Annotated in this window: 17 protein-coding genes; 11 read left to right on the top strand and 6 right to left on the bottom strand. The window is 51.6% G+C overall.

Going from position 1 to position 19666, the window contains the following annotated elements; translation table 11 throughout:
* Positions 1 to 63 precede the first annotated feature (63 nt).
* Positions 64 to 405, bottom strand: a complete 342-nt coding sequence (locus tag ACI48K_RS10250; protein ID WP_475027507.1) for a cupin domain-containing protein — start codon at positions 403 to 405, stop codon at positions 64 to 66.
* Between the two features lie 274 nt (positions 406 to 679).
* Here ACI48K_RS10250 and ACI48K_RS10245 point away from each other — a divergent pair, with 274 nt between their 5' ends.
* The 6 genes from ACI48K_RS10245 to ACI48K_RS10220 all read left to right on the top strand — a co-directional run bounded on the left by ACI48K_RS10245 (position 680) and on the right by ACI48K_RS10220 (position 6132).
* Positions 680 to 1057: a Na-translocating system protein MpsC family protein gene (locus ACI48K_RS10245; RefSeq protein WP_475027506.1), complete on the top strand. Its 378-nt coding sequence runs from the start codon at positions 680 to 682 to the stop codon at positions 1055 to 1057.
* A gap of 126 nt (positions 1058 to 1183) precedes the next feature.
* A complete protein-coding gene (locus ACI48K_RS10240) occupies positions 1184 to 1966 on the top strand; it encodes an ABC transporter ATP-binding protein (RefSeq protein WP_475027505.1) in 783 nt (260 codons plus the stop codon).
* A gap of 81 nt (positions 1967 to 2047) precedes the next feature.
* On the top strand, positions 2048 to 2926 hold the full coding sequence (locus ACI48K_RS10235) for an ABC transporter permease (RefSeq protein WP_475027504.1): 879 nt from the start codon (positions 2048 to 2050) through the stop codon (positions 2924 to 2926).
* A 75-nt stretch (positions 2927 to 3001) separates the two neighbouring features.
* The gene (locus ACI48K_RS10230; protein ID WP_475027503.1) at positions 3002 to 4054 is read left to right on the top strand and encodes an ABC transporter substrate-binding protein; all 1053 of its coding nucleotides are present in this window, start codon (positions 3002 to 3004) and stop codon (positions 4052 to 4054) included.
* A 13-nt stretch (positions 4055 to 4067) separates the two neighbouring features.
* Positions 4068 to 4706 carry a cysteine hydrolase family protein gene (locus tag ACI48K_RS10225; RefSeq protein ID WP_475027502.1) on the top strand — a complete coding sequence of 213 codons (639 nt, stop codon included), beginning with the start codon at positions 4068 to 4070 and terminating at the stop codon, positions 4704 to 4706.
* Positions 4696 to 6132, top strand: coding sequence for an MFS transporter (locus ACI48K_RS10220; RefSeq protein WP_475027501.1), 1437 nt, complete (start codon positions 4696 to 4698; stop codon positions 6130 to 6132). The genes ACI48K_RS10225 and ACI48K_RS10220 overlap by 11 nt, the downstream gene beginning before the upstream one ends.
* A gap of 407 nt (positions 6133 to 6539) precedes the next feature.
* Here the strand turns inward: ACI48K_RS10220 and ACI48K_RS10215 are convergent, their stop codons facing one another.
* Positions 6540 to 7418: an AraC family transcriptional regulator gene (locus ACI48K_RS10215; protein WP_475027500.1), complete on the bottom strand. Its 879-nt coding sequence runs from the start codon at positions 7416 to 7418 to the stop codon at positions 6540 to 6542.
* Positions 7419 to 7530: 112 nt separating this feature from the next.
* On the opposite strand from ACI48K_RS10215, the gene ACI48K_RS10210 reads away from it, so the two are divergent.
* From ACI48K_RS10210 to ACI48K_RS10195, 4 genes are all read left to right on the top strand, one after another.
* Positions 7531 to 10569 (top strand): glycoside hydrolase family 2 TIM barrel-domain containing protein, encoded by a 3039-nt coding sequence (locus ACI48K_RS10210; protein WP_475027499.1) that lies wholly within the window; start codon positions 7531 to 7533, stop codon positions 10567 to 10569.
* A 237-nt stretch (positions 10570 to 10806) separates the two neighbouring features.
* Positions 10807 to 11247, top strand: coding sequence for a MarR family winged helix-turn-helix transcriptional regulator (locus ACI48K_RS10205; RefSeq protein WP_475027498.1), 441 nt, complete (start codon positions 10807 to 10809; stop codon positions 11245 to 11247).
* Positions 11248 to 11267: 20 nt separating this feature from the next.
* Positions 11268 to 12917 (top strand): DHA2 family efflux MFS transporter permease subunit, encoded by a 1650-nt coding sequence (locus ACI48K_RS10200; protein WP_475027497.1) that lies wholly within the window; start codon positions 11268 to 11270, stop codon positions 12915 to 12917.
* Positions 12918 to 13112: 195 nt separating this feature from the next.
* Positions 13113 to 13805, top strand: a complete 693-nt coding sequence (locus ACI48K_RS10195) for a DUF554 domain-containing protein (protein WP_475027496.1) — start codon at positions 13113 to 13115, stop codon at positions 13803 to 13805.
* A gap of 479 nt (positions 13806 to 14284) precedes the next feature.
* Here the strand turns inward: ACI48K_RS10195 and ACI48K_RS10190 are convergent, their stop codons facing one another.
* The gene (locus ACI48K_RS10190; protein ID WP_475027495.1) at positions 14285 to 14998 is read right to left on the bottom strand and encodes an SDR family oxidoreductase; all 714 of its coding nucleotides are present in this window, start codon (positions 14996 to 14998) and stop codon (positions 14285 to 14287) included.
* Positions 14999 to 15026: 28 nt separating this feature from the next.
* Complete coding sequence (locus ACI48K_RS10185) at positions 15027 to 15578, bottom strand: NAD(P)H-dependent oxidoreductase (RefSeq protein ID WP_475027494.1); 552 nt, start codon at positions 15576 to 15578, stop codon at positions 15027 to 15029.
* A gap of 191 nt (positions 15579 to 15769) precedes the next feature.
* On the opposite strand from ACI48K_RS10185, the gene ACI48K_RS10180 reads away from it, so the two are divergent.
* Positions 15770 to 16111 carry a winged helix-turn-helix transcriptional regulator gene (locus tag ACI48K_RS10180; RefSeq protein WP_475027493.1) on the top strand — a complete coding sequence of 114 codons (342 nt, stop codon included), beginning with the start codon at positions 15770 to 15772 and terminating at the stop codon, positions 16109 to 16111.
* A gap of 78 nt (positions 16112 to 16189) precedes the next feature.
* Here ACI48K_RS10180 and ACI48K_RS10175 read toward each other — a convergent pair whose 3' ends face one another.
* Entirely contained in the window at positions 16190 to 17815 is a 1626-nt protein-coding gene (locus ACI48K_RS10175; RefSeq protein WP_475027492.1) for a response regulator, read from the bottom strand.
* Positions 17790 to 19625, bottom strand: coding sequence for a cache domain-containing sensor histidine kinase (locus tag ACI48K_RS10170; RefSeq protein ID WP_475027491.1), 1836 nt, complete (start codon positions 19623 to 19625; stop codon positions 17790 to 17792). The genes ACI48K_RS10175 and ACI48K_RS10170 overlap by 26 nt, the downstream gene beginning before the upstream one ends.
* Positions 19626 to 19666: the final 41 nt, after the last annotated feature.

Here is a 19666-nt window from a genome sequence, read left to right as displayed (position 1 = left end):
CGTTTCAGCGAGCATGCTGAGCGCGGCCTTTTGAATTGTGGCGGCAACAAAGAGAGTGCCTGTTCAGATGTTTTGCGCGTATTCGGGCGCCGGAACTTTGGTCAGAACGACGTACAAGCTGGCGGGCCCGGTTCCGCTGTTGCGGTAGGAGAACTCTTCTTCGCCGTCCAGATGAACGATATCTCCTTTAGCCATTTCCGTTTCGGTTCCGTCAACCGTCACCGTTCCGTTTCCTTCGAGCGCGAGCAGATATACGTCCGTATTGGGATGCTTATGGGTTGGCAACTCCTGTCCCGGCATGAAGTTTAAAACAAACACGACGCTTTCTCCTTTTTGAAAGGCGATTCGTTTTGTGAATTTTTCGTTTTGGTAATCGAGCAAGCCGCTCAAGTTTTTCTTTTCCATCGGTTATTGCCTCCTTGGTTATTGATCTGGATTTAGCTTAACATCCGGCCGGGATCTTATTCTTGACCAGGATCACTTTTTTGAAAATAGGAATAAAAATTCGTGTCATGTATATGTCACATAAATTGACCATCGAATAATTAATGTTACTTATATTCACGCGAAAAAGGTTGACAAGGTTGTGAATTTGCCTATAATAAAACACAAGATTAGTAGATTTAAGGTTCACACCCATTGATATGATATGTAACCTGACATAAGAGGGGTGTGTGGTATGGTTTCCAGCGCAGGAGAGCTCAAACAGGAAATTTTGCGGACTTACAATGCCATTAACAAACGGATTTTCAATGTAGGCGTCAAGCAGCAGAAGGTGGATTTTATCGGCAACAAGATTATTATCTTCTCGCTGAATGGACGCGTGCCGATTCTGAAGCTGCTGGACGAGAACCACCAGCAATCGACAAGACAGCTGGATTACCTTCTGTTCCAGATTTTCAAGAAGGAGATCCGGTCCGCGCTTGAACAGCAATTTCAATTGAATATTGTCGCTGTACTCAAAGATTACGATGCGGAGACCGAATTGTCCGGTACGATTGTTGTCTTGGATCGCGACGTTGAACTTTATCTGAAGGATCCGCCGGAACTCCGTTAATCGAAGAGAGCCGGCCCATCGTCAGTTTGGTACCCGAAAGCGCATCGTCATAAGTGCGCCATGGAACCGGACTGGCGATTTTTTTATACCATCAGATTCCAAAAAAACTGAAGGAGGAAGAGAACGATGCAGCACAAAATCGAAATTTCCGGTGTCAGCAAATGGTTTCGGCGGGAAGGCAAAGAAATTCCGGCCATGCAGGAGACGAATTTGACGATTGAGGAAGGAAGGTTCGTCAGCATTATTGGCCCCAGCGGCTGCGGCAAGTCGACACTATTCAACATCATTGCCGGACTGATTCCCCCTTCGACCGGGGAAGTTATCGCCGACGGGCAGAACATCGTGGGCAAAACGGGGTATGTCGGCTATATGCTGCAAAAGGACATGCTGCTGCCTTGGCGGACCATTCTGGACAACATCATTCTTGGCATGGAGGTGCGGGGCGTTCCGAGAAAACAGGCGGTGGAACGAGCTCTGCCGCTCATGGAGAAATATGGCTTGAAAGGCTTCGACAAGCATTACCCGAAGGAACTGTCCGGAGGGATGAGACAGCGGGCGGCCCTGCTGCGAACGCTGCTGTACGACCGGGACATTATTTTGCTGGACGAACCCTTCGGCGCGCTGGACGCCCAGACCCGGCTGACGATGCAAAATTGGCTTCTGCAAATTTGGACCGACTTCGGCAAGACGGTGCTCTTCGTGACTCACGATATCGATGAGGCGATCTACCTGTCGGACGATATTTACGTCTTCTCGTCCCGCCCGGGCCGGGTCAAAACGAAAATCACCGTAACTATGGAACGGCCGCGGAAAACGGAGGATATGACCTCACCCGATTTCATGGAGCTGAAGCATCATTTGCTGGATCAGCTTTCGGCGGGACATACGGAGGAGGAATACGCGCTTTGACGAAATGCCGGCGCTGCGCCTTCATCCCTTAATCATAGATAGGAAGATGGGTTTGCACAATTTTTAGGAGGGGGAGCAGAAATGGAAACTGTACGCAATTCCGCTTTTGTGATTCATTCGGTGGCCGCGGAGGCCGGAAGCAAGCCGGCGGTCAGGACGGAGCAGAAGCCGCTGGTGCACGACGAGGAGGCGGCGAAGCGAAAGCGGGCCCGGATTGTGACATGGGGCCGTGCCGCCGTGGCCGTGCTGTTGTTTATCTTTTGGGAGGTGTTTACGCGCATCGGTTTGCTTGATCCCTATTACTGGAGCAGCCCGAGCGCGATCCTGCAAACGACCTGGACGCAAATGACGGAAGGCACGCTGTTGACCGATATCGGCTATACTTCAAGTTCGACGATCCTTGGCTTCGTGTTCGGGACGTTGTGCGGCGCTCTGTTGGGACTGTCGTTCTGGTGGTCCCGCGGCTATGCGGGTATCAGCGAACCGTACCTGATCATTCTCAACGCGATGCCGAAATTGGCGCTGGCCCCGATTCTCGTCATTCTGCTCGGCATCGGCTTCTTTTCCAAAGTGGCGCTGGCGTTCTCCATGACGGTCGTCGTGGCCGCCTTGTCCGCCTATAGCGGGGTAAAAAGCGTCGATCCCGACATGGAAAAGCTGATGTATTCGCTGGGGGCGAAGCGCTGGCAGGTGTTCACCAAAGTCGTGATTCCATGGTCGATGCCATGGATCATCAGCAGCCTGCGGATCAACATCGCACTGGCGCTTGCGGGAGCGATCGTCGGCGAATTTATCGCCTCCAGCAAAGGCGTCGGGCGGATGATCATGTACGCCGGCACGATTCTCGACATCAATCTCGTTTGGGTCGGCGTCGTTATTTTGTCCGTGTTGTCCATGCTGATGTATTTTGGCGTCGTGCTGCTGGAGAAGTGGCTCTCCAAGGGGCTGGGGGCCAAGTAGGAACGGGAGTTTCCCGGGGATTTTCGTCACCGCCTGATTTTATAAACATAATCCAAGATTTGAGGGGGAGAAACCATGAACAACAGATTCAAGCGTTTATTCGCTCCGGGGCTCGCTTTGGCGCTCCTAATCGGACTGCTGGCCGGCTGCGGCGGCAAAACGGGTACGGGCAAAACGGCGGAAGCTTCGGCGGACGGCGGGGAGCCCAAAAAGCTTGTCATTGCCGAACCGGTTCATTCCACCGGATATTTGCCGCTCTATTTGGCGCAGCGGGAAGGATATTTCAAGAAGCGGGGCCTGGATGTCGAGGTGATTCAAGCCACGGGCGGAGCGCATGTCACCGCGGTGGTCAGCGGCGATGCCTGGGGTGTCATCGGCGGGGTGGAATCCAACGCGCTGGCCAATAACAAGAACTCCGACCCGATCGTTTCGGTCGTCAACGTCGTCAACCGCGCTAACGTGTATTTGGTCGCCAAGAAAGGCTTGGCCCCGAAGAGCGATAGCGAAGCGGATTTGAAGGAGTTTTTCCAAGGCAAGAAGATCAATGCAGGGCGGCACGGCGGAACGCCAAACCTTCTGACGCGCTACCTTCTGCTGAAATTGGGGCTTGATCCCGAGAAGGACGTCACGCTGCTCGAGCCGGCCGACGCTTCCACTGTGGTGACCATGGTTCAGCAGGGCGCGGCGGAGATCGGCAACGGCGCCGAACCGCAGATCAGCGACGGCATTTCCAAGGATGTCTGGGGCGAGCCGATTTACAAGTTCCATGATTTCGGAGACTTTTCGTATTCCGTACTCAGCGTGAAAAAATCGACGATTGAAAAAGATCCCGAAACGGTGCAGAAATTCACTGACGCGATCATCGAAGCTTTGAAAACGGTGGCGAGCGATAAGGATTTGGCCATGAAGGATATGAAGGCGGAATTTCCGACCTTATCTGAAGACGCGATTCAAGCGTCCCTCGACCGGGCTTACGAGGACAAACTCTGGAGCCCAGACGGTTTCATCAGCGAAAAGGGCGTGAAGCAGGACATGGATGTGCTGATCACGACCGGTATTTTTAAGGGAGACTACGCTTACGACAAGCTGGTCGATATGCAGTTTGTAAGTAAATCCGAGCAGAAATAAGAGGTGAATGTATATGTCCAATTTGGAGCAAAAGTTGATTTTTAGCAAAGCGGCGATCGTCGTGGTGGATGTGCAGAACGATTATTGCCATCCGGAGGGTTCTCTGGGCAAGGCGGGAAGCGACGTCAGCGGCGTCAGCCGGATGATGCCGAGTCTGCACCGTCTGTTGGAAGAAGCCAGACGGTATGAGGTGCCGATCCTGTTCATCCAGACTTTTCATGAGGATGCGACCGATTCCGAAGCCTGGAGAACGCGTTCTTCCGGAAGGTCGGCGCAGGTTTGCCGGACCGGCACCTGGGGAGCGGAATTTTTCGAAGTGTCTCCGCAGCCGGGCGAGATCGTAGTCAACAAGCATCGGTACAGCGCTTTTATCAATACGCGGCTTGATTCCGTCCTGCGCAGCCTAAAAATCGAGACGGTCATCATGACGGGCGTCAGCACGAATGTTTGTGTGGAATCGACGGCAAGGGACGCTTTTATGCTGGATTACCACGTTGTTCTGCTGCGGGATGCCTGCGCTTCTTATTCGGAGCAGGCCCATGAAATGACGCTCAAAAATATCGCCGGCTACTTTGGCGTGGTGACGGACGTATCGGAAGTCGTCTCCCTATGGGAACGCAGCAAGGAAGGGACGCTTACCCTTGAACGGTAAGCCCGCAGCCATTGTTCAATACATCATTTGCACCGGGGCTTTTCTGTCCAATTTATCGGCCGGCATGTTCAACATCGCCCTCGTGGATATCGCACGCGAATACGGTGTCGCCCTTTCCGCCGCGCAATGGGTAGTTACCGCTTATTTACTGGTTATTTCGGTGCTGCTGCCGGTCATGGGGAAAATGGGGGATATGCTCGGACGCCGGAACGTCCACAATTTAGGGTACTTTGCATTTGCTGCGGGGGCGCTATGCTGCGCCTTTGCCCCTTCACTGGGCGTTCTGGTTGCTTTTCGGGTCGTGCAGGGCGTTGGGGCCTCGATGTATCAAGCCACGAACATGGCGCTGATCGTATCGGTTTTCCCGCGGGAGCAGCGCGGAAAAGCTTTGGGGCTCATCAGCACCTTCGTCGCCGCAGGCTCCATGATCGGTCCCAGTTTGGGAGGCATCCTGATCCAGTGGTTCTCCTGGCGAGCTAACTTTTGGATGCTGGCGGGAGTGGCGATAGTTGCTTGGGTACTCGCCGAGCGCTTTATCCCTAAAGATGTGCCGGAGGAAAAAGGGCATGTCGACATCGCCGGTGCCTTTCTGTTTGCAGGCTCGCTAAGCGGCCTAGTAGGAGCGGTGAACCTGGGCTCGCTCTGGGGCTGGACTTCCTTTCCGGTGGTTCTGCTGCTGGTTTTGTTCGTGGGTTCGTCCGCCGGATTTGCGGTTTGGTGCCTTTCTGCCCGCTGGGATAAGGAAACGGTGAAAAACATAGGCGGTTCCCCTTTCATCCAGCTCAGGATGTTTAACGATCCGGGGATGAACGCGGGAATTCTGATCACGGTCGTCACCTACATGTCCGCCTTTTCCGCCCAACTAGTGCTGCCGGTTTTCCTTCGAAGCGAGCTCGGCATTCCGCCCGCGGTGGCAGGATTCATCATGATGGGATATCCGCTCGCGCTCATTGTCGCCTCTCCGATTTTCGGCAGCTGGTCGGACAAGCTCGGATCGCTGCCGCTGCTGTCGGCGGGACTGCTGGGAATGGGGGCCGTCCTTGCGGCGCTTGGCTTTTTGACGACATCCTATCCTCTGCTGCTGTTGATCGCGCTGATTGTGCTGCTTGGCTTGACGATGGGCATGGTGACTCCGCCGAACAGCAGTTTAGTCATGGGCCGGGCGGGAAACGAAAATTTGGGGCTTATCAGCAGCATCCTCGCTCTTTCCCGCAATCTGGGCATGATGTTCGGAACGGCTGTCGGCGGTGCGCTGCTGGTTCAGGGAAGCTTGGCCGGAGAAATCGCGGGCGAGAAGGCAATTCCGGGTTTTCGGGCGGTGTTCGTCATCAGCCTTGCACTCGTTGTTGCTACTTTATTGATTTTGCTGCTTTCGGTCCGCCAGGCGCGGCACCGGCAGCGGCATAAAGAGACACTGTCTTCGTGAATAAACGGAAGATTAAAAAGGGCCGTCCAAAGTCATCATAAATGACTTTGGACGGCCCTCTTTTCATTATAGTACGGGACATGGAACTGCATAGCATCGGCACAGTTTCGTTGAAAGCGTCCCGTCTATGTTTAGCACCAGGGATCGCCGTCCCTCCCCCGTAGCGAATCGTATTGACGCTATTTCCGCATTTTTCGTCGATTCTCCGCTCTAACGGACTCCACAGTCGTTATTACTCTCCAATGCCAGCAAATCAGCCGTTTTTTCCTTGAATAAAGCCTCTCAGATTCGTTAGAGTTTGAACCTCCCCCTTTTCGGGCAAATAGCGTCTCTTCGGTCCGTTACAGATTATTTCTTGAAATTCACACCCGGATCTTCGTCGAACTTATCTTCTCGGGCAATCTCTTTTATGTTTTATTCTCCCTTTCCCCCGATGGCGATGTGTGAAACTCGCGTTTATAAAGCCGGGAAAAATATTCGGGGGCAAGGCCGACATAAGAGGCTACCTGATTCACCGTCAGATCGGGATGATCGTGCAGCAGCAGTTGGGCGGATCGCAGCCGGATCAGGTGCAGATACTGCAGCGGCGTTTTGCCGATCGATGCTTTGAACAAGCGGGTGAGCTGCTTCTGCGAATACCCGACATGTCCGGCGAGCTGGGCGATGGTGATCGGCCGGTTTAAATGGTCGTGAAGAAACCGGACCGCGATATCGACCGCCGATTCCCGGTAAGAGGCGGCGGGCGGGTTGCCCGACTGAACGGAGGAGGCCTCCCGGTCGCCGGAGTCCGGACCTGTGCCGGCCGTATCCTTCATAATGGCGAGCAGCAGGGAAATGAGCAGTTCCGTGGTCCGCCACGGATCGTGGTCGCTTCCGGACCGCCGCCAGATTTCGTCCAGAGGGTCCGTGAAGAGAGAACTGTCGCTCAGACTCAACAGGCGAGGTTCGGTCCCGAATCCCCAATGGCTCAGCAGGTTCCCGAAGTTCTCCAGCATCGTCACGTAACCGACGAACCATGGCGTTTCCCCGAAAGCCATGTACTCATGGGCGCATCCGGCGGGGATGAACAACAGCTGCCCAGGTCCGAGGGTGTCCCATTTGTCCTTATCGGTTGCGAAGGTGCGGAACCGTCCCGAACCGGAGAAAGTATAAAATAACTGATGGGCGGAAAAACCCAGCATCCGTGTGATTGGAGGCTGGATTTCCGTGCCTACGGTATAAACGGATAAGGGAAGGAGATGCATGAACGGATGATTCAGATTGCTTTTCAACGGGAGAAGCTGCATAAGGGGAACACCTCGTTTGTCCATTTTGTGCGGCAATTTGTCCGGTTTGTTGCTTCCGCCCGATTATATCTCACATCTATAATTAGAGCAAACTTATCAAGGAGTGTGGAAGATGATCAATCTGGACAAATACTGGGAAGACCCCTCCCGCCTGCATGTCAACCGCAAGTCCGCAAGGGCTTCCTATATTCCGTACGGCAGCGCCGAAGCGGCCAAAACCGGAAGACGCGGGAATTCCCCTTACTATCAAACCATGAACGGTTCATGGAAGTTCCGTTACCACCGCAGCGTGCGCGAAGTTACGGATCGTTTCTTCGAGGAAGGCGCGGATGCAAGCGGATGGGACGAGTTGATCGTTCCTTCCTGCTGGCAAACGAACGGCTACGATCAACTGCACTATACCAATGTGCGCTATCCGATTCCGTACGATCCGCCGTTCGTTCCGGACAATAACCCCGCCGGCGTATACGCGCGGGACTTCAATTTGGCGGACGATTGGACGAAACGGGAAACTTATGTGGTATTCGAAGGCGTCAACGCCTGCTTTTATCTGTGGGTCAACGGCAGCTTTGTCGGTTACAGCCAAGGCAGCCGGATTCCGGCGGAATTCGAGATTTCCGCGCATGTGCGGGCCGGGCGCAACCGGATGACTGTGCTCGTGCTGAAATGGTGCGACGGCACTTATTTGGAGGATCAGGATTTGTGGCGCTACTCGGGGATTTACCGCGATGTATATTTGCTCTCGCGAAGCAAGGCTCATGTCCGCGACGTATTTAACAAACCGCTGTTGTCCGAGGATTTGTGCGCTGGCACACTGCGGTCGGAAATCGAAACGACGGGTTCGCTTGAAGTTAAGGCGGAGCTGCTCGGCCCTTCGGGGGAGACCGTCATGCAAAGCTCGGCGGTGATTGACGGCAGCGGAGTTTTGGAACTGGCGGTTCCGCAGCCGCTCCTATGGAATGCCGAGCAGCCGCGGCTGTATCATTTGATGCTGCATGCCGGGGAAGAAGTACTTTCATTTAAGGTTGGCTTTAAAAAGGTTGAAGTCGTAGACGGCGTTTTCATGGTGAACGGCCGGGCGATTAAGCTAAAAGGCGTCAATCGGCATGACTCGCATCCGCGGCTTGGCCAGACGATCCCCGTCAGCCATATGGTCAAGGATCTGAAGCTGATGAAGCAGCACAACATTAATACGATTCGTACATCGCATTATCCGAACGATCCGAGATTTCTGGATTTGTGCGACGAATTCGGTTTTTACGTGGTTGACGAGGCGGATCTGGAATGCCATGGCGTGACTCAGACGGGGGACAGCGAGTGGTTCCATAAATTGTCCACCCATCCCGCCTGGCGCGAGGCGTTTCTCGATCGGGCGATCCGCATGGTCGAACGGGATAAAAATCATGCCTCCATCGTGATCTGGTCGCTGGGCAATGAGTCCGGCTACGGCGAGAACCACATCGCCATGGCGGAATGGACCAAAGCACGCGACGCTTCAAGACCGGTGCATTACGAAGGGGCGGCTCACGTTTACCATAGCGATGCGAGTACGGATTGCCTGGACATGAACAGCCGCATGTACGCAACCGTGCAAGAAATCGAGCAGTACGCATTGGACGAGTCCAACACAAAACCGTTGTTCCTGTGCGAATACAGCCATGCGATGGGGAACGGTCCCGGCGATCTGCAGGATTATTGGAATGCCATCTATGCGCATCCGAAGTTGATGGGCGGCTGTGTCTGGGAATGGTGCGATCACGGCATCGCCGTCAAAGCGCCGAACGGCCAAGATTATTTCGCTTACGGAGGCGATTTCGGGGATCAGCCGAACGATGGAAACTTCTGCATCGACGGTCTCGTTTCGCCGGACCGCAAACCGCATACCGGGCTGCTTGAGCTCAAGCAAGTTATCGCCCCGGTACGGATTGACGCTGAGAATCTGGAGCATGGAACATTCCTGATTCACAATGGCTATGATTTCATCGATTTAACCCATCTATCGATTCATTGGAAGCTGGAGCGCAGCGGGGAGCTGGCGGATCAAGGACTTGCCGGACCGCTTGAAGCCGCTCCAGGCAAGACGCAGGCTTTCACGGTTCCTTACCGGGCGCTTCAAGAGCTTAACGGCCCGGTTGTATTGACCTTCTCCGTCCGGCAGCACTTGGACAACCGCTTTGCCGAAGCGGGGTATGAAATCGCCTTCGCCCAGTTTGAACTTGCGGGTCAAGCCGCAGCCAAGGTGGAATCGGGCGTAAGTTCGATTGTCGCCGATCGCTCCGGATTTATGGAGGCTTCCGAAAACGAAAACGGCTTACTCACCATAACCGGCTTCGATTTTGAGCATGTATTCGATCTGCACGCCGGAACCTTATGCGATCTTTCGAAGCATGGCGTACGTCTGCTTGAAGCGCCGGCCCGGTTTAACCTTTGGCGTGCGCCGATGGACAATGATATGAACATTCGCAAGGAATGGGAAGAAGCGGGGCTGGACCGTGCGTTCATGAAGGTGTACGGCGGCAAGTGGCAACAACGGCCGGATGGCTCGGTGCTGGTGCAAACCGACTTCTCGCTTGGCGGATACAGCCGGACTCCTTTCGCGCGGGGACAGGCGGAGTGGAGCTTCCTTGCTTCCGGCGAAGTAAAGCTGGCGGCCAAAGTCGAGGTGAGAGAAGTGCTTCCGTTCCTGCCGCGGTTTGGGCTGGAGCTTACGATGCCTAAAGGAAACGAAGAGGTCGAATATTTTGGATACGGGCCGCATGAAAGTTATGTGGACAAACGGGCAAGCGTCCGTAAAGGGAAGTATGTTCTTTCCGTGGACGACATGGGTGAAACCTATGTGATGCCGCAGGAAACAGGCTCCCGTTTCGGAACCGAATGGGCGAATGTGGCAAGCGAGCTTGGCATGGGCCTACGTTTTGAAGCCCTTCAGCCGTTCTCGTTCCAGGCGCTGCATTATACACCGGAGGATTTGACGAAAGCGAAGCATACCTATGAGCTGGCAAGACGCGAGGAAACGATCGTGTCGATCGATTACAAAATGAGCGGGGTCGGCTCGAACTCCTGTGGTCCGAAGCTGGCTGAAGCCTACCAGCTGGCGGAAAAATCATTCGATTTCGAGCTTTCGATCCTTCCGGTATTTCTGGAGAATTAACCGGCCAGATCTTCCCCCCCGGTAAAAAAAACAAAGAAACTAATGAAGAAAGCTGTTCTTCCGGCCGTTTTTGGCCAGAGAACAGCTTTTTCTTACATATAATACGCCTTGACGATTTCTTGGCCTTGCGTTATATTATTCAAGGCTCTAATATTTAACTAGTTATTATTTTATTTCTTAACTATTTAGGACAAAGATATCGATCAAACTGCATCGGTCTTCCCGAAAGCGCCGGAGGTGAAAATATTGGTCCGTAGCGATGAACTGTTTGAGGTCACTTCGATGTTCAGGATGCTGATTAAAGCGATCACCCAAGAATGGAACAAACGCGGAGAGTTTAATTTAAGCTTTCCTCAATATAAGCTGCTGTACATCTTGAATACGTCCGGCGCGCAAAAAGTGTCCCAGCTGGCGGATTTACTTGGCATCACTTCGGCGGCCGTCACGGGAATTACCGACCGGCTGCTTACCGAAGGATACGTGGGGCGTGAGCGCGCGGAAAACGACCGCCGGGTAGTGCTTGTCACCATCACGGAACCGGGAAAGGAAGTCATCCAGAAAATTACGGCAAGCCAGAAAGAGATGATCGATCGTATCTTCAACATGCTGCAGGAGGAAGATCTGGAACACTTACGGCGGATTTTTAGTGTCATGCTTTCAAATATAGAACAAAAATAAAACGGAGATGAGAGACCTACATGGAACACCTGACGATGAAACGCAAAATTACAATCATGATCGCCATTATGGCCGCGATGTTTTTTGCCGCCATCAACCAAACGATCACGAGTACGGCCATGCCGCGGATCATTTCGATCCTCGACGGGATGGACTACTACACCTGGACGATCAATATTTACTTGCTGACCTCCACCATCGCAACTATACTGGTCGGCAAGCTGTCCGATATTTACGGACGTAAGCCTTTTTTGTTAATCGGGATTCTGCTCTTTATGCTAGGGGCCTTTCTAACCGGGACTTCATCGGATGTCTTTCATTTTATTGCTTTCCGCGGAATTCAAGGGATCGGTGCCGGTATTATTCAATCCACGGCGTTTACGGCCGTAGGCGACCTCTTCCCGCCGCGTGAACGCGGCAAATGGATGGGCTTCATGACGGCGATTTTCGGTTTTTCCAGCGTACTTGGACCAACGCTTGGCGGCTATTTGGTCGACCATATGGATTGGCATTGGCTGTTCTGGATTTTCCTCCCGCTTGGGATCGTTGCCTTTGTTATGATTCTCGCGCTGTTCCCGAAAATGGAGCGCGGACTTCAACCGCAAAAAATCGACTATCTGGGCTCGGTGTTTATTACAACGACGGTTGTACCTTTACTGCTTGCTTTCTCCTGGGCGGGAACCGAATACGCTTGGGGTTCCGCGCAAATTCTCGGATTGCTGGGGGCGACCGTCGTATCGGCGCTGATCTTTGTTATTGTGGAGTCGAAAGTCAGCAATCCGATCTTGCCGCTTCATTTGTTCAGGAACGGAGTCGTAACGATCTCCAATTTGACTGGTTTTATCATGTACTTTGGCATGATGGGCGCTTTGATCTACCTAACGTTCTTTGTCCAAGGCGTGCTTGGAATTAGCGCGACTTACGCCGGTTATGTAACGATGCCGATGTCGATCGTTATGGTTATTTCCAGTGCGGTAACCGGACAGCTTATTGCGAAAAAAGGAAAATATAAAAAATATGCGATGATCGGGATTCCGATTATGGTTGCCGGCATGGGGATCATGGTCTTCATGAACAGCGTGCCGACCGCAATTCTCAGTATGATCGTGTTCGGCTTGGGACTTGGCCTTGGGATGCCGGTCTTCTCGCTGGCTTCGCAAAATGCCGTGCCGCATAAAGAGCTTGGCGTCGTCACCGCCTCTCTGCAGTTGTTCCGTAACCTGGGCAGTACGATCGGGGTCGCGGTGATGGGGACGGTCATGTCCAATAATTTGACCCGGAACCTGAAAGAGTCTCTGACAGCCCTGCAATCCTCTGCAGGAGCGGATTTCAGCAAAATGGATCCTAAAATGACTCAGCAAATGATGGCTTTTGCCAATCCGCAGACGTTGATGAACAAACCGCTGCTGGAACAAACGCAGGCTTCCCTGCCGACCGACGCTCAGCCGTTGTTTGCGCAAATGATCGACAGCATCCGCGACGCCCTTGGCAATACCTTGTCCACCGTGTTTCTGTCCGGGACGATGGTATTGTTCCTGGCGTTTATCCTGGTGCTGTTCCTGAAGGAACTGCCGCTGCGTTCCACCAACCAAGCGGCCAGCCCGGCCACGGCGCAAGCCGGAGATGGAGAACAAGCCGCGCAAGCGGTAGCTTCCGCTCATAAAGCTTAAACGAAATGCTATATTGAGTAACGGCGCCCGGTAAGCTGAAAAAGCTTATCGGGCTTTTTTGTGCGGAGTTGGCTATTGAACTTTAGGGTTGAAGTTTCAAGGCAAGTCCTGTACACTTTCCATGACTCAGCCGATAGCGGCTTGGTTATTCGCTTCATGCATACATAATCGGAAACGGACAGGTGAACGATAAAAATGGTTTTAACGGGAGCGTTAGTAAACGGACTAGCCATCGTGGCGGGCAGTTTGATCGGGCGTCTGCTGCATCGGATTCCCGAGAGCATCAAAGACACGGTGATTAAGGTGTCGGGGCTGGCCGTATCAGTATTGGGGATCCAGATGGGTCTCAAAACCCAAAACTTTCTGATTGTCATCACGAGTCTGGTCATTGGCGCGATCATTGGCGAGCTGCTTGCCCTTGAAAACAAATTGACCCGCTTGGGGGAATGGCTCGAGACAAAGGTAGGTTCGGCAGAACAGGGACAGATTGCCCAAGGATTCGTTACCGCAACATTGATTTTCGCCGTCGGGGCGATGGGGATATTGGGAGCGCTGGATAGCGGCATCCGCGGCAATCACGACGTGTTGTTCACCAAATCTCTGATGGACGGCGTCATGGCTTGCATGCTCACATCGACGATGGGCATCGGCGTAGCTTTTTCCGCAGTTCCGGTGTTCTTGTACGAAGGTCTGATCGCTTTGTTTGCCATGCAAATTCAGCGTTTTGTGCCGGATGCTCTGATGAATGAGTTTATCCTCGAAATGACCTCGGCCGGAGGCATCATGATCGTGGCAATCGGTACCAACATCCTCGGGTTAACCAAAATTAAGGTGGCGAACTTGCTCCCGGCAATCATCGTGGTGGGCGTGCTGGTGTGGTTGTTTTGAATGGTTATCCTTCCAGCCTAACTGGCGCTCCAGCACAAAAGGAAGAGGAGGTTGTCCAAGAAAAAGGAGCTGTAGCGGACTGGAGAGACGTTATTTGCCCGAAAAAGGGCGGTTTACAATTCTAACGGATCTAAGAGACGTTATTTAGGGGAAAATGGGCTGATTTGAGGTCATTGGAGATAAATAGCGACTGTGGAGTCCGTTAGGTCGGGAAATCGCCGAAAATTGAGGGAATAACGTCAATACGATTCGTTACGGGGGACGGGCGACGATTTTACTGCCGAACACGATCGGGGATGCTTGAAAGGATGCTATGTCGTGTTATGGCGATGCCCACTGATGGTGGATGCTATGCTGATGTTACACCGACGCTGTAGGGGAGCGAAACCGGATGGGTTCAAACGAGTCAATGACAGCGTCGGTATTAATCACGGAAATCGGATGCTTAAAGCCTCTCCAATATTTGATATGAACCATTTTCAGCTTAAAATATGCCCGCCTTCCACATGCAATACGGTTCCGGTGACAAAGCCGTTTTGGATCAGGTACAGCACGCCCTGAGCGACATCTTCCCCTGTTCCGACCCGCTTAACCGGGAGCGTGCCGGCCACGGATTCATAGAACTTGCTGCGCGCTTCTTCGGGCATTCCGCTGCGGGAAGGCGTGTCGATGATGCCTGGCGAAACGACGTTCACTCGAACCGGAGCGAGCTCAAGAGCCAAGGTTTGCCCCAGATTCGAAACGGCGGCATTGACTGCGCCAAGCGTCGCCGAGCCGATCATCGATTTATAAGCGACGACGCCGGAGAAGAGGGTGATGGAACCCTTTGCCGATAGGTGCGGAGCGCCGTATTTGGCCGCGTAAAATTGCCCCCAAAATTTGTTCTCGAACAATTGGCGCGCAGCGGCGCTATCGGTATCGAGAAAAGCCCCGCCCGACGTTTCCGCCGCACTGACGACCAGATGATCGAAAGAACCGGCCTTTTCGAAAAACGACTGTACCTGCCGTTCATCCCGATGATCCAGCGAGTAAATTGTTGTGTTCGTCCCTAACGAGTTTTTCGCCGCGCGAAGTTTCTCTTCGGAGCGGCTGGCGATGATAACTTCCGCGCCAAGAGCTAGGGCCTGCTTCGCCGTTTCGAATCCAATCCCCGAGCTCCCGCCGATAATTACGATTTTTTGTCCGTCCAACATGGTTATCCCTCCGGATTTCAATTTGTTTTTATACAACCAGTACTTTTTGCAGATGCCCTTCCAACTCGGAAATGTATTTATCGATTTGCGGATTTTTGATCACGTCGAAGCAGGCGAAGCTTTTGAGCGGCTGCATGCCGATATATTCCTGAACGCGGTGCAAATGGCTTAAGGCATCCTCCAAACCGGCCCCTTTTAAAAACTTCGTCGGGTCGTTGAAGGCTTGTTCCGGCGCGTTCCAAGTTGTGGAGAACATATACTTTTTGCCGGCCAGCAAACCGCCTCTCCCGTATTCGCCCGTGCCTTGATAAAAAGTGCCGTAAGCGAAAACCTCATCCATGTAGGTTTTTAGCAGCCCGGGAACGCTAAACCAGTAAATCGGAGTCTGGTAAATGACGATATCCGCCCAGAGATATTTCTCCTGCTCTGCCCGAATGTCATACCCGTTTTGCAGCACCGAGGTTATCACCTCATGGCTTCGGCTGCTCAAATAGCCGGCTATATGTTCAGTGAGGGTGCGGTTGAGCCTTCCGTCCGATTGGTATTTTTGATGCCCGTTGATAATAAGTATATTTGCCACGAAAATCCACTCCTTCAGTTTATTTTGCTCTTGCATCTCCAACGTTGCTGCGGATATTCATTTATGTCGCTATTATAGATACAGTTAGTTCATTTAGGGAAGTAGTGATATTTAATTCATATAGTTTCCCTTAGGGAAGTAATGTGATATGATGAGGAAAATACAGCCAAACATTTCGGGGGGGAAAATATGTGGAAACCGTAACGGAGGCTATCGAACTCACTAAAGGAACGCCGGGCGAACCATGTCCTATTGCGAAAACACTGGATGTCATCGGAACAAAATGGACATTTTTGATCATTCGGGATCTGCTGATCGAAGGGACGCTGCGTTTTAGCGATCTGCTGAGATCGATGGACGGCATTAGTCCGAAGACGCTTTCGCTGCGCCTCAAAGAGCTGGAGGAGAACGGCATTCTGAAGCGAAAGGTTTATCCCGAGGTGCCGCCTCGCGTTGAATATACGTTGACGGAAAAGGGCCGGCGGCTGGAGGGGATTTTTAAAGAGCTGAAGAGATTCGGATTGAGTTTGTGAAATAGACGAAGCCGGGGAATTTTTCCCCGGCTTCTATTTGGGAGCTGGCTTACCAGGTTATAAAATTGGAGTTCTCCATCAGTCCATAGAAGCAAATAGAGAACGGTATTTTTGCGGGTGCATGCCGACCATTTTTTTGAACACCGTACTAAAATAAGTGGCATTTTCGTATCCAACCATCTCGGCGACTTCCAAAATTTTAAGGTCAAAATCCTTTAATAGTTCTTTGGCTGCTTCCATCCGCACTTTCGTAATATACTCGGTGATATTCTCGCCCGTTTCCTGCTTAAAAATGAGGCTGATGTAGTTCGGAGACAGGAACACTTCTTCGGACAACCGTGCGACGGTCAGATTCTCCATATATCGCTTTGTTATGATATCTTTGATTTTTTTGATCATGTGGCTGTTCTTCTGATTATGCTTTTGTGCGAAGAAGCCGGTCAAATCGCGGAAGAACTCGTGCATCATTTTTTGAAGATCGGAAGCGTCACGTTTGCTGTACACTTCATTGAACATAGAAGGAAAGTTATCTATGATCTGATCCAAGTTTTCACCTAGCTCGAATAATGTTTTGGACGCCAGGTTGATGAGCTCGATACAAATGCTCTGCACATATCCTACCGGACAGTTGCGATTGGAGCAGATGGAATTGAAAATATCGCTCAGTTTGCCGGCCACTTCCTCCTGTTGTCCCATCTTCATGAAATTGAACAACTTGTTCTGTTCTTCGTATACCAGGGGAAACTCCCATCCGTCTCGTTCCGTCTTGAAATCGCTGATTTGCAGAATGGAATTTTTGCCCGTGAAAAATTTATACTCGATAGCTGAACAAGCTTCGTAATAAGTACGGTAGAGTTCAAGAATACTGGAAACCGGATTGCCGATGCCTGCGGAGATGTCAATTTTCAGGAATCGATTGATACAACCTATAATTTCCTGGCATAGCTCAAGCAGTTGGTTGTTGTCCAGAACCGCCTGGCTGAAAATCGCGACGAACTCATTTTCGTTCATGGAGAAAGTAACGCTGTTCCGGCTTCGATTGACGACCTCCTCCATGATATTAAAAATGGAAAAGCTGAGCAACTGCTTATATTCTTCGTTGTAACGCTTGATGGCGAACTCGTAATCATCGATCCGAAATACGGCTGCTTGCCATAAACCGATCATTTCAAGGGGCAAGTCGAAAAAAGCCAGCTTATCCTTCACTTCCTGCTCACTTTTGTACATTCCCTGCACTAAATTGGTCAAAAATTTCTCGCGCAGCGTAGGAAGATTCTCCTGCATTTGCTGTTTTAACCTCTGCTCATGCTCATCACGATTTCGCTCCATGGTGATAGAAGCGACTACTTTATTTACGGCGTCCTGCAGCTCGGGGATTTTGATCGGTTTCAGAATATAACCGTCAGCATGCAGATGCAAGGCGGTTTTGACATAGTTGAAATCCTGCACTCCGCTGATAATGATGATCCGGACTTGCTCATGAAACTCCTTCAGCTTCAGGGCGGTCTCCAGGCCATCCATCATCGGCATCCGGATGTCCGTCAGCAGAATATCCGGCTTCAGGTTCCGGCACAGATCAAGGGCTTCCTGACCGTCAGCGGCCACCGCTATGACATCGATACCCATTTCACCCCACGGGACGACATCCCTCAGGCCTTCCCGCACATTGTCTTCGTCATCAGCTATGATCATCTTGAACGTCATATTCCAGTCCCTCCAAGGTTGTAATGCAAGGAAATCTCACGGTCGCCGTCACGCCTGGGCCTTCATGAAGGCGATATTGCAGGCCGGACTTCGGACCGAACACTTGTTTAATCCGTTGGTTCACATTTTTTAAGCCGAATGAATTGCTGTTGCTGTCGTTTTGCAGCATTTCATTCAGCTCGTTGATATCCGCACCGATACCGTTGTCGCTGATATCAATGACTATCCAGTCCCCCTCTTTGCGGGCACGGATGGAGATGCTCCCATTTCCGCGCCGCTTTTCGATTCCATGGACCAGAGAGTTTTCCACCAGGGGCTGCAGGATGAGCTTGACCGAGTAGTGGCCGTATACTTCGGGATCAATATCGATGGAATATTCCAGTCGTTCATTGAACCGGATTTTCTGGATCGACAGGTAGCTCTCAACCTGCTTGAATTCGTCCTCAATCGGAATGATGGTGCGGCCCTTGCTTAAGCTATAGCGGAAAAAGTCCGACAATGAGGTCACCATCTGACTGATCTCGGGAACATGGTGACGCAGGGCAATCCAGTTGATCGAATCAAGCGTATTGTACAGGAAGTGCGGGTTAATCTGCGCCTGAAGCGCTTTCAAATCCGCCTCTTTCTTCTTGACTTCGCTAATGTATAATTTATTAATCAGCTCTTTGATTTGCTTTATCATCTTATTATATTGGCTGAACAAGTACGTAAATTCGTCCTTGCGTTTATAATGGATGACAATGTCGAAGTTACCTTCCTGCGCAAAAGACATGGATTTGATGAATTTGCGGATCGGACTGGTGATGTTGTTAGACAGAACGAGTGCGATCAAAAATGCCAAAACCATGCATAAGGCCATTACCAAGTACATAACTCTGCGGATGGCGATGAGCTTCCCGTTGAGGTCGCTGATCGGAGAGACGGAGATGATCGTCCAGTTGACCGCGTCGATTTTTTGATACGATACCAACATGGATTTGCTCTGAATGATTTCCTCGAAGGAGCCGCTTCGGCTTTGCCCGCTCGCCAATTGCCGGAAATAGGATTCGGAAGCCAAGTTTTTGTGAAGGAGCGAAGTATCCGGACTAACGACTACATTATCTTTGTCGTCTACGATAAGGATGCTGCTGTTAACCGACGGCTTTAGTTGATTCAACATGGTCGTGAAATTATTGATGTCCGTCTCAACCGTAAGCAGTCCCACGTAAGGAATGGTGATATTGTTTAAAGCAAACAATCTCTTGGTCAGCATGATCGTCCTCGTATAGTTCTCCGCGGAACCCGTTACGGCATGCGGCCCAACGATGGTATAGCGGGATTTCTGGGGAAGGTCGGCATACCAGTCATCCCTTTCAATCTGGCTGATGGTAGATACATTACGGGAAAAATTATAGAGCTGGTATTCGGGTCTGTCCAGCATATAAAGCTTTGGCACATACCGCATGTTGTGGTCGCTGGACAAAACGTAGCTGCTGACGATTTTGTCCAGATTCGTCAATTCATTGACTACGGCAACCTGATCATTCGGGCGGTCGGAGGAAAGAATGTCGATCATTTCGGGATTTAAATAGATGGAGTCCGCCAGTCCGTCCATCTCTTCGAATTTATTGATAAACATGGTTTCTACCATGTTTAGATTTTTTTGTACGGCGGTATTGATATTTTCCCGGATCGTCCGATAGGATTCATTATAGATGGTAATAGATATAATGGAGGTAGGCAGAATGACAAGGAATAAAAAATATAACAAGAGTCTGTACTTGAGGCTAACATTGTTAAATGGAAGGTAGGCGGCAAGTTTTCGAAGCATGAGCAAGTCTCCCTTGGACAAGGATGCGAACTGCTAGACAT

The organism is Paenibacillus terrisolis, assembly GCF_056171975.1.
The sequence above is the reverse complement of the archived record's forward strand: the minus strand, read 5'-3'. Positions and strand labels throughout refer to the sequence as shown.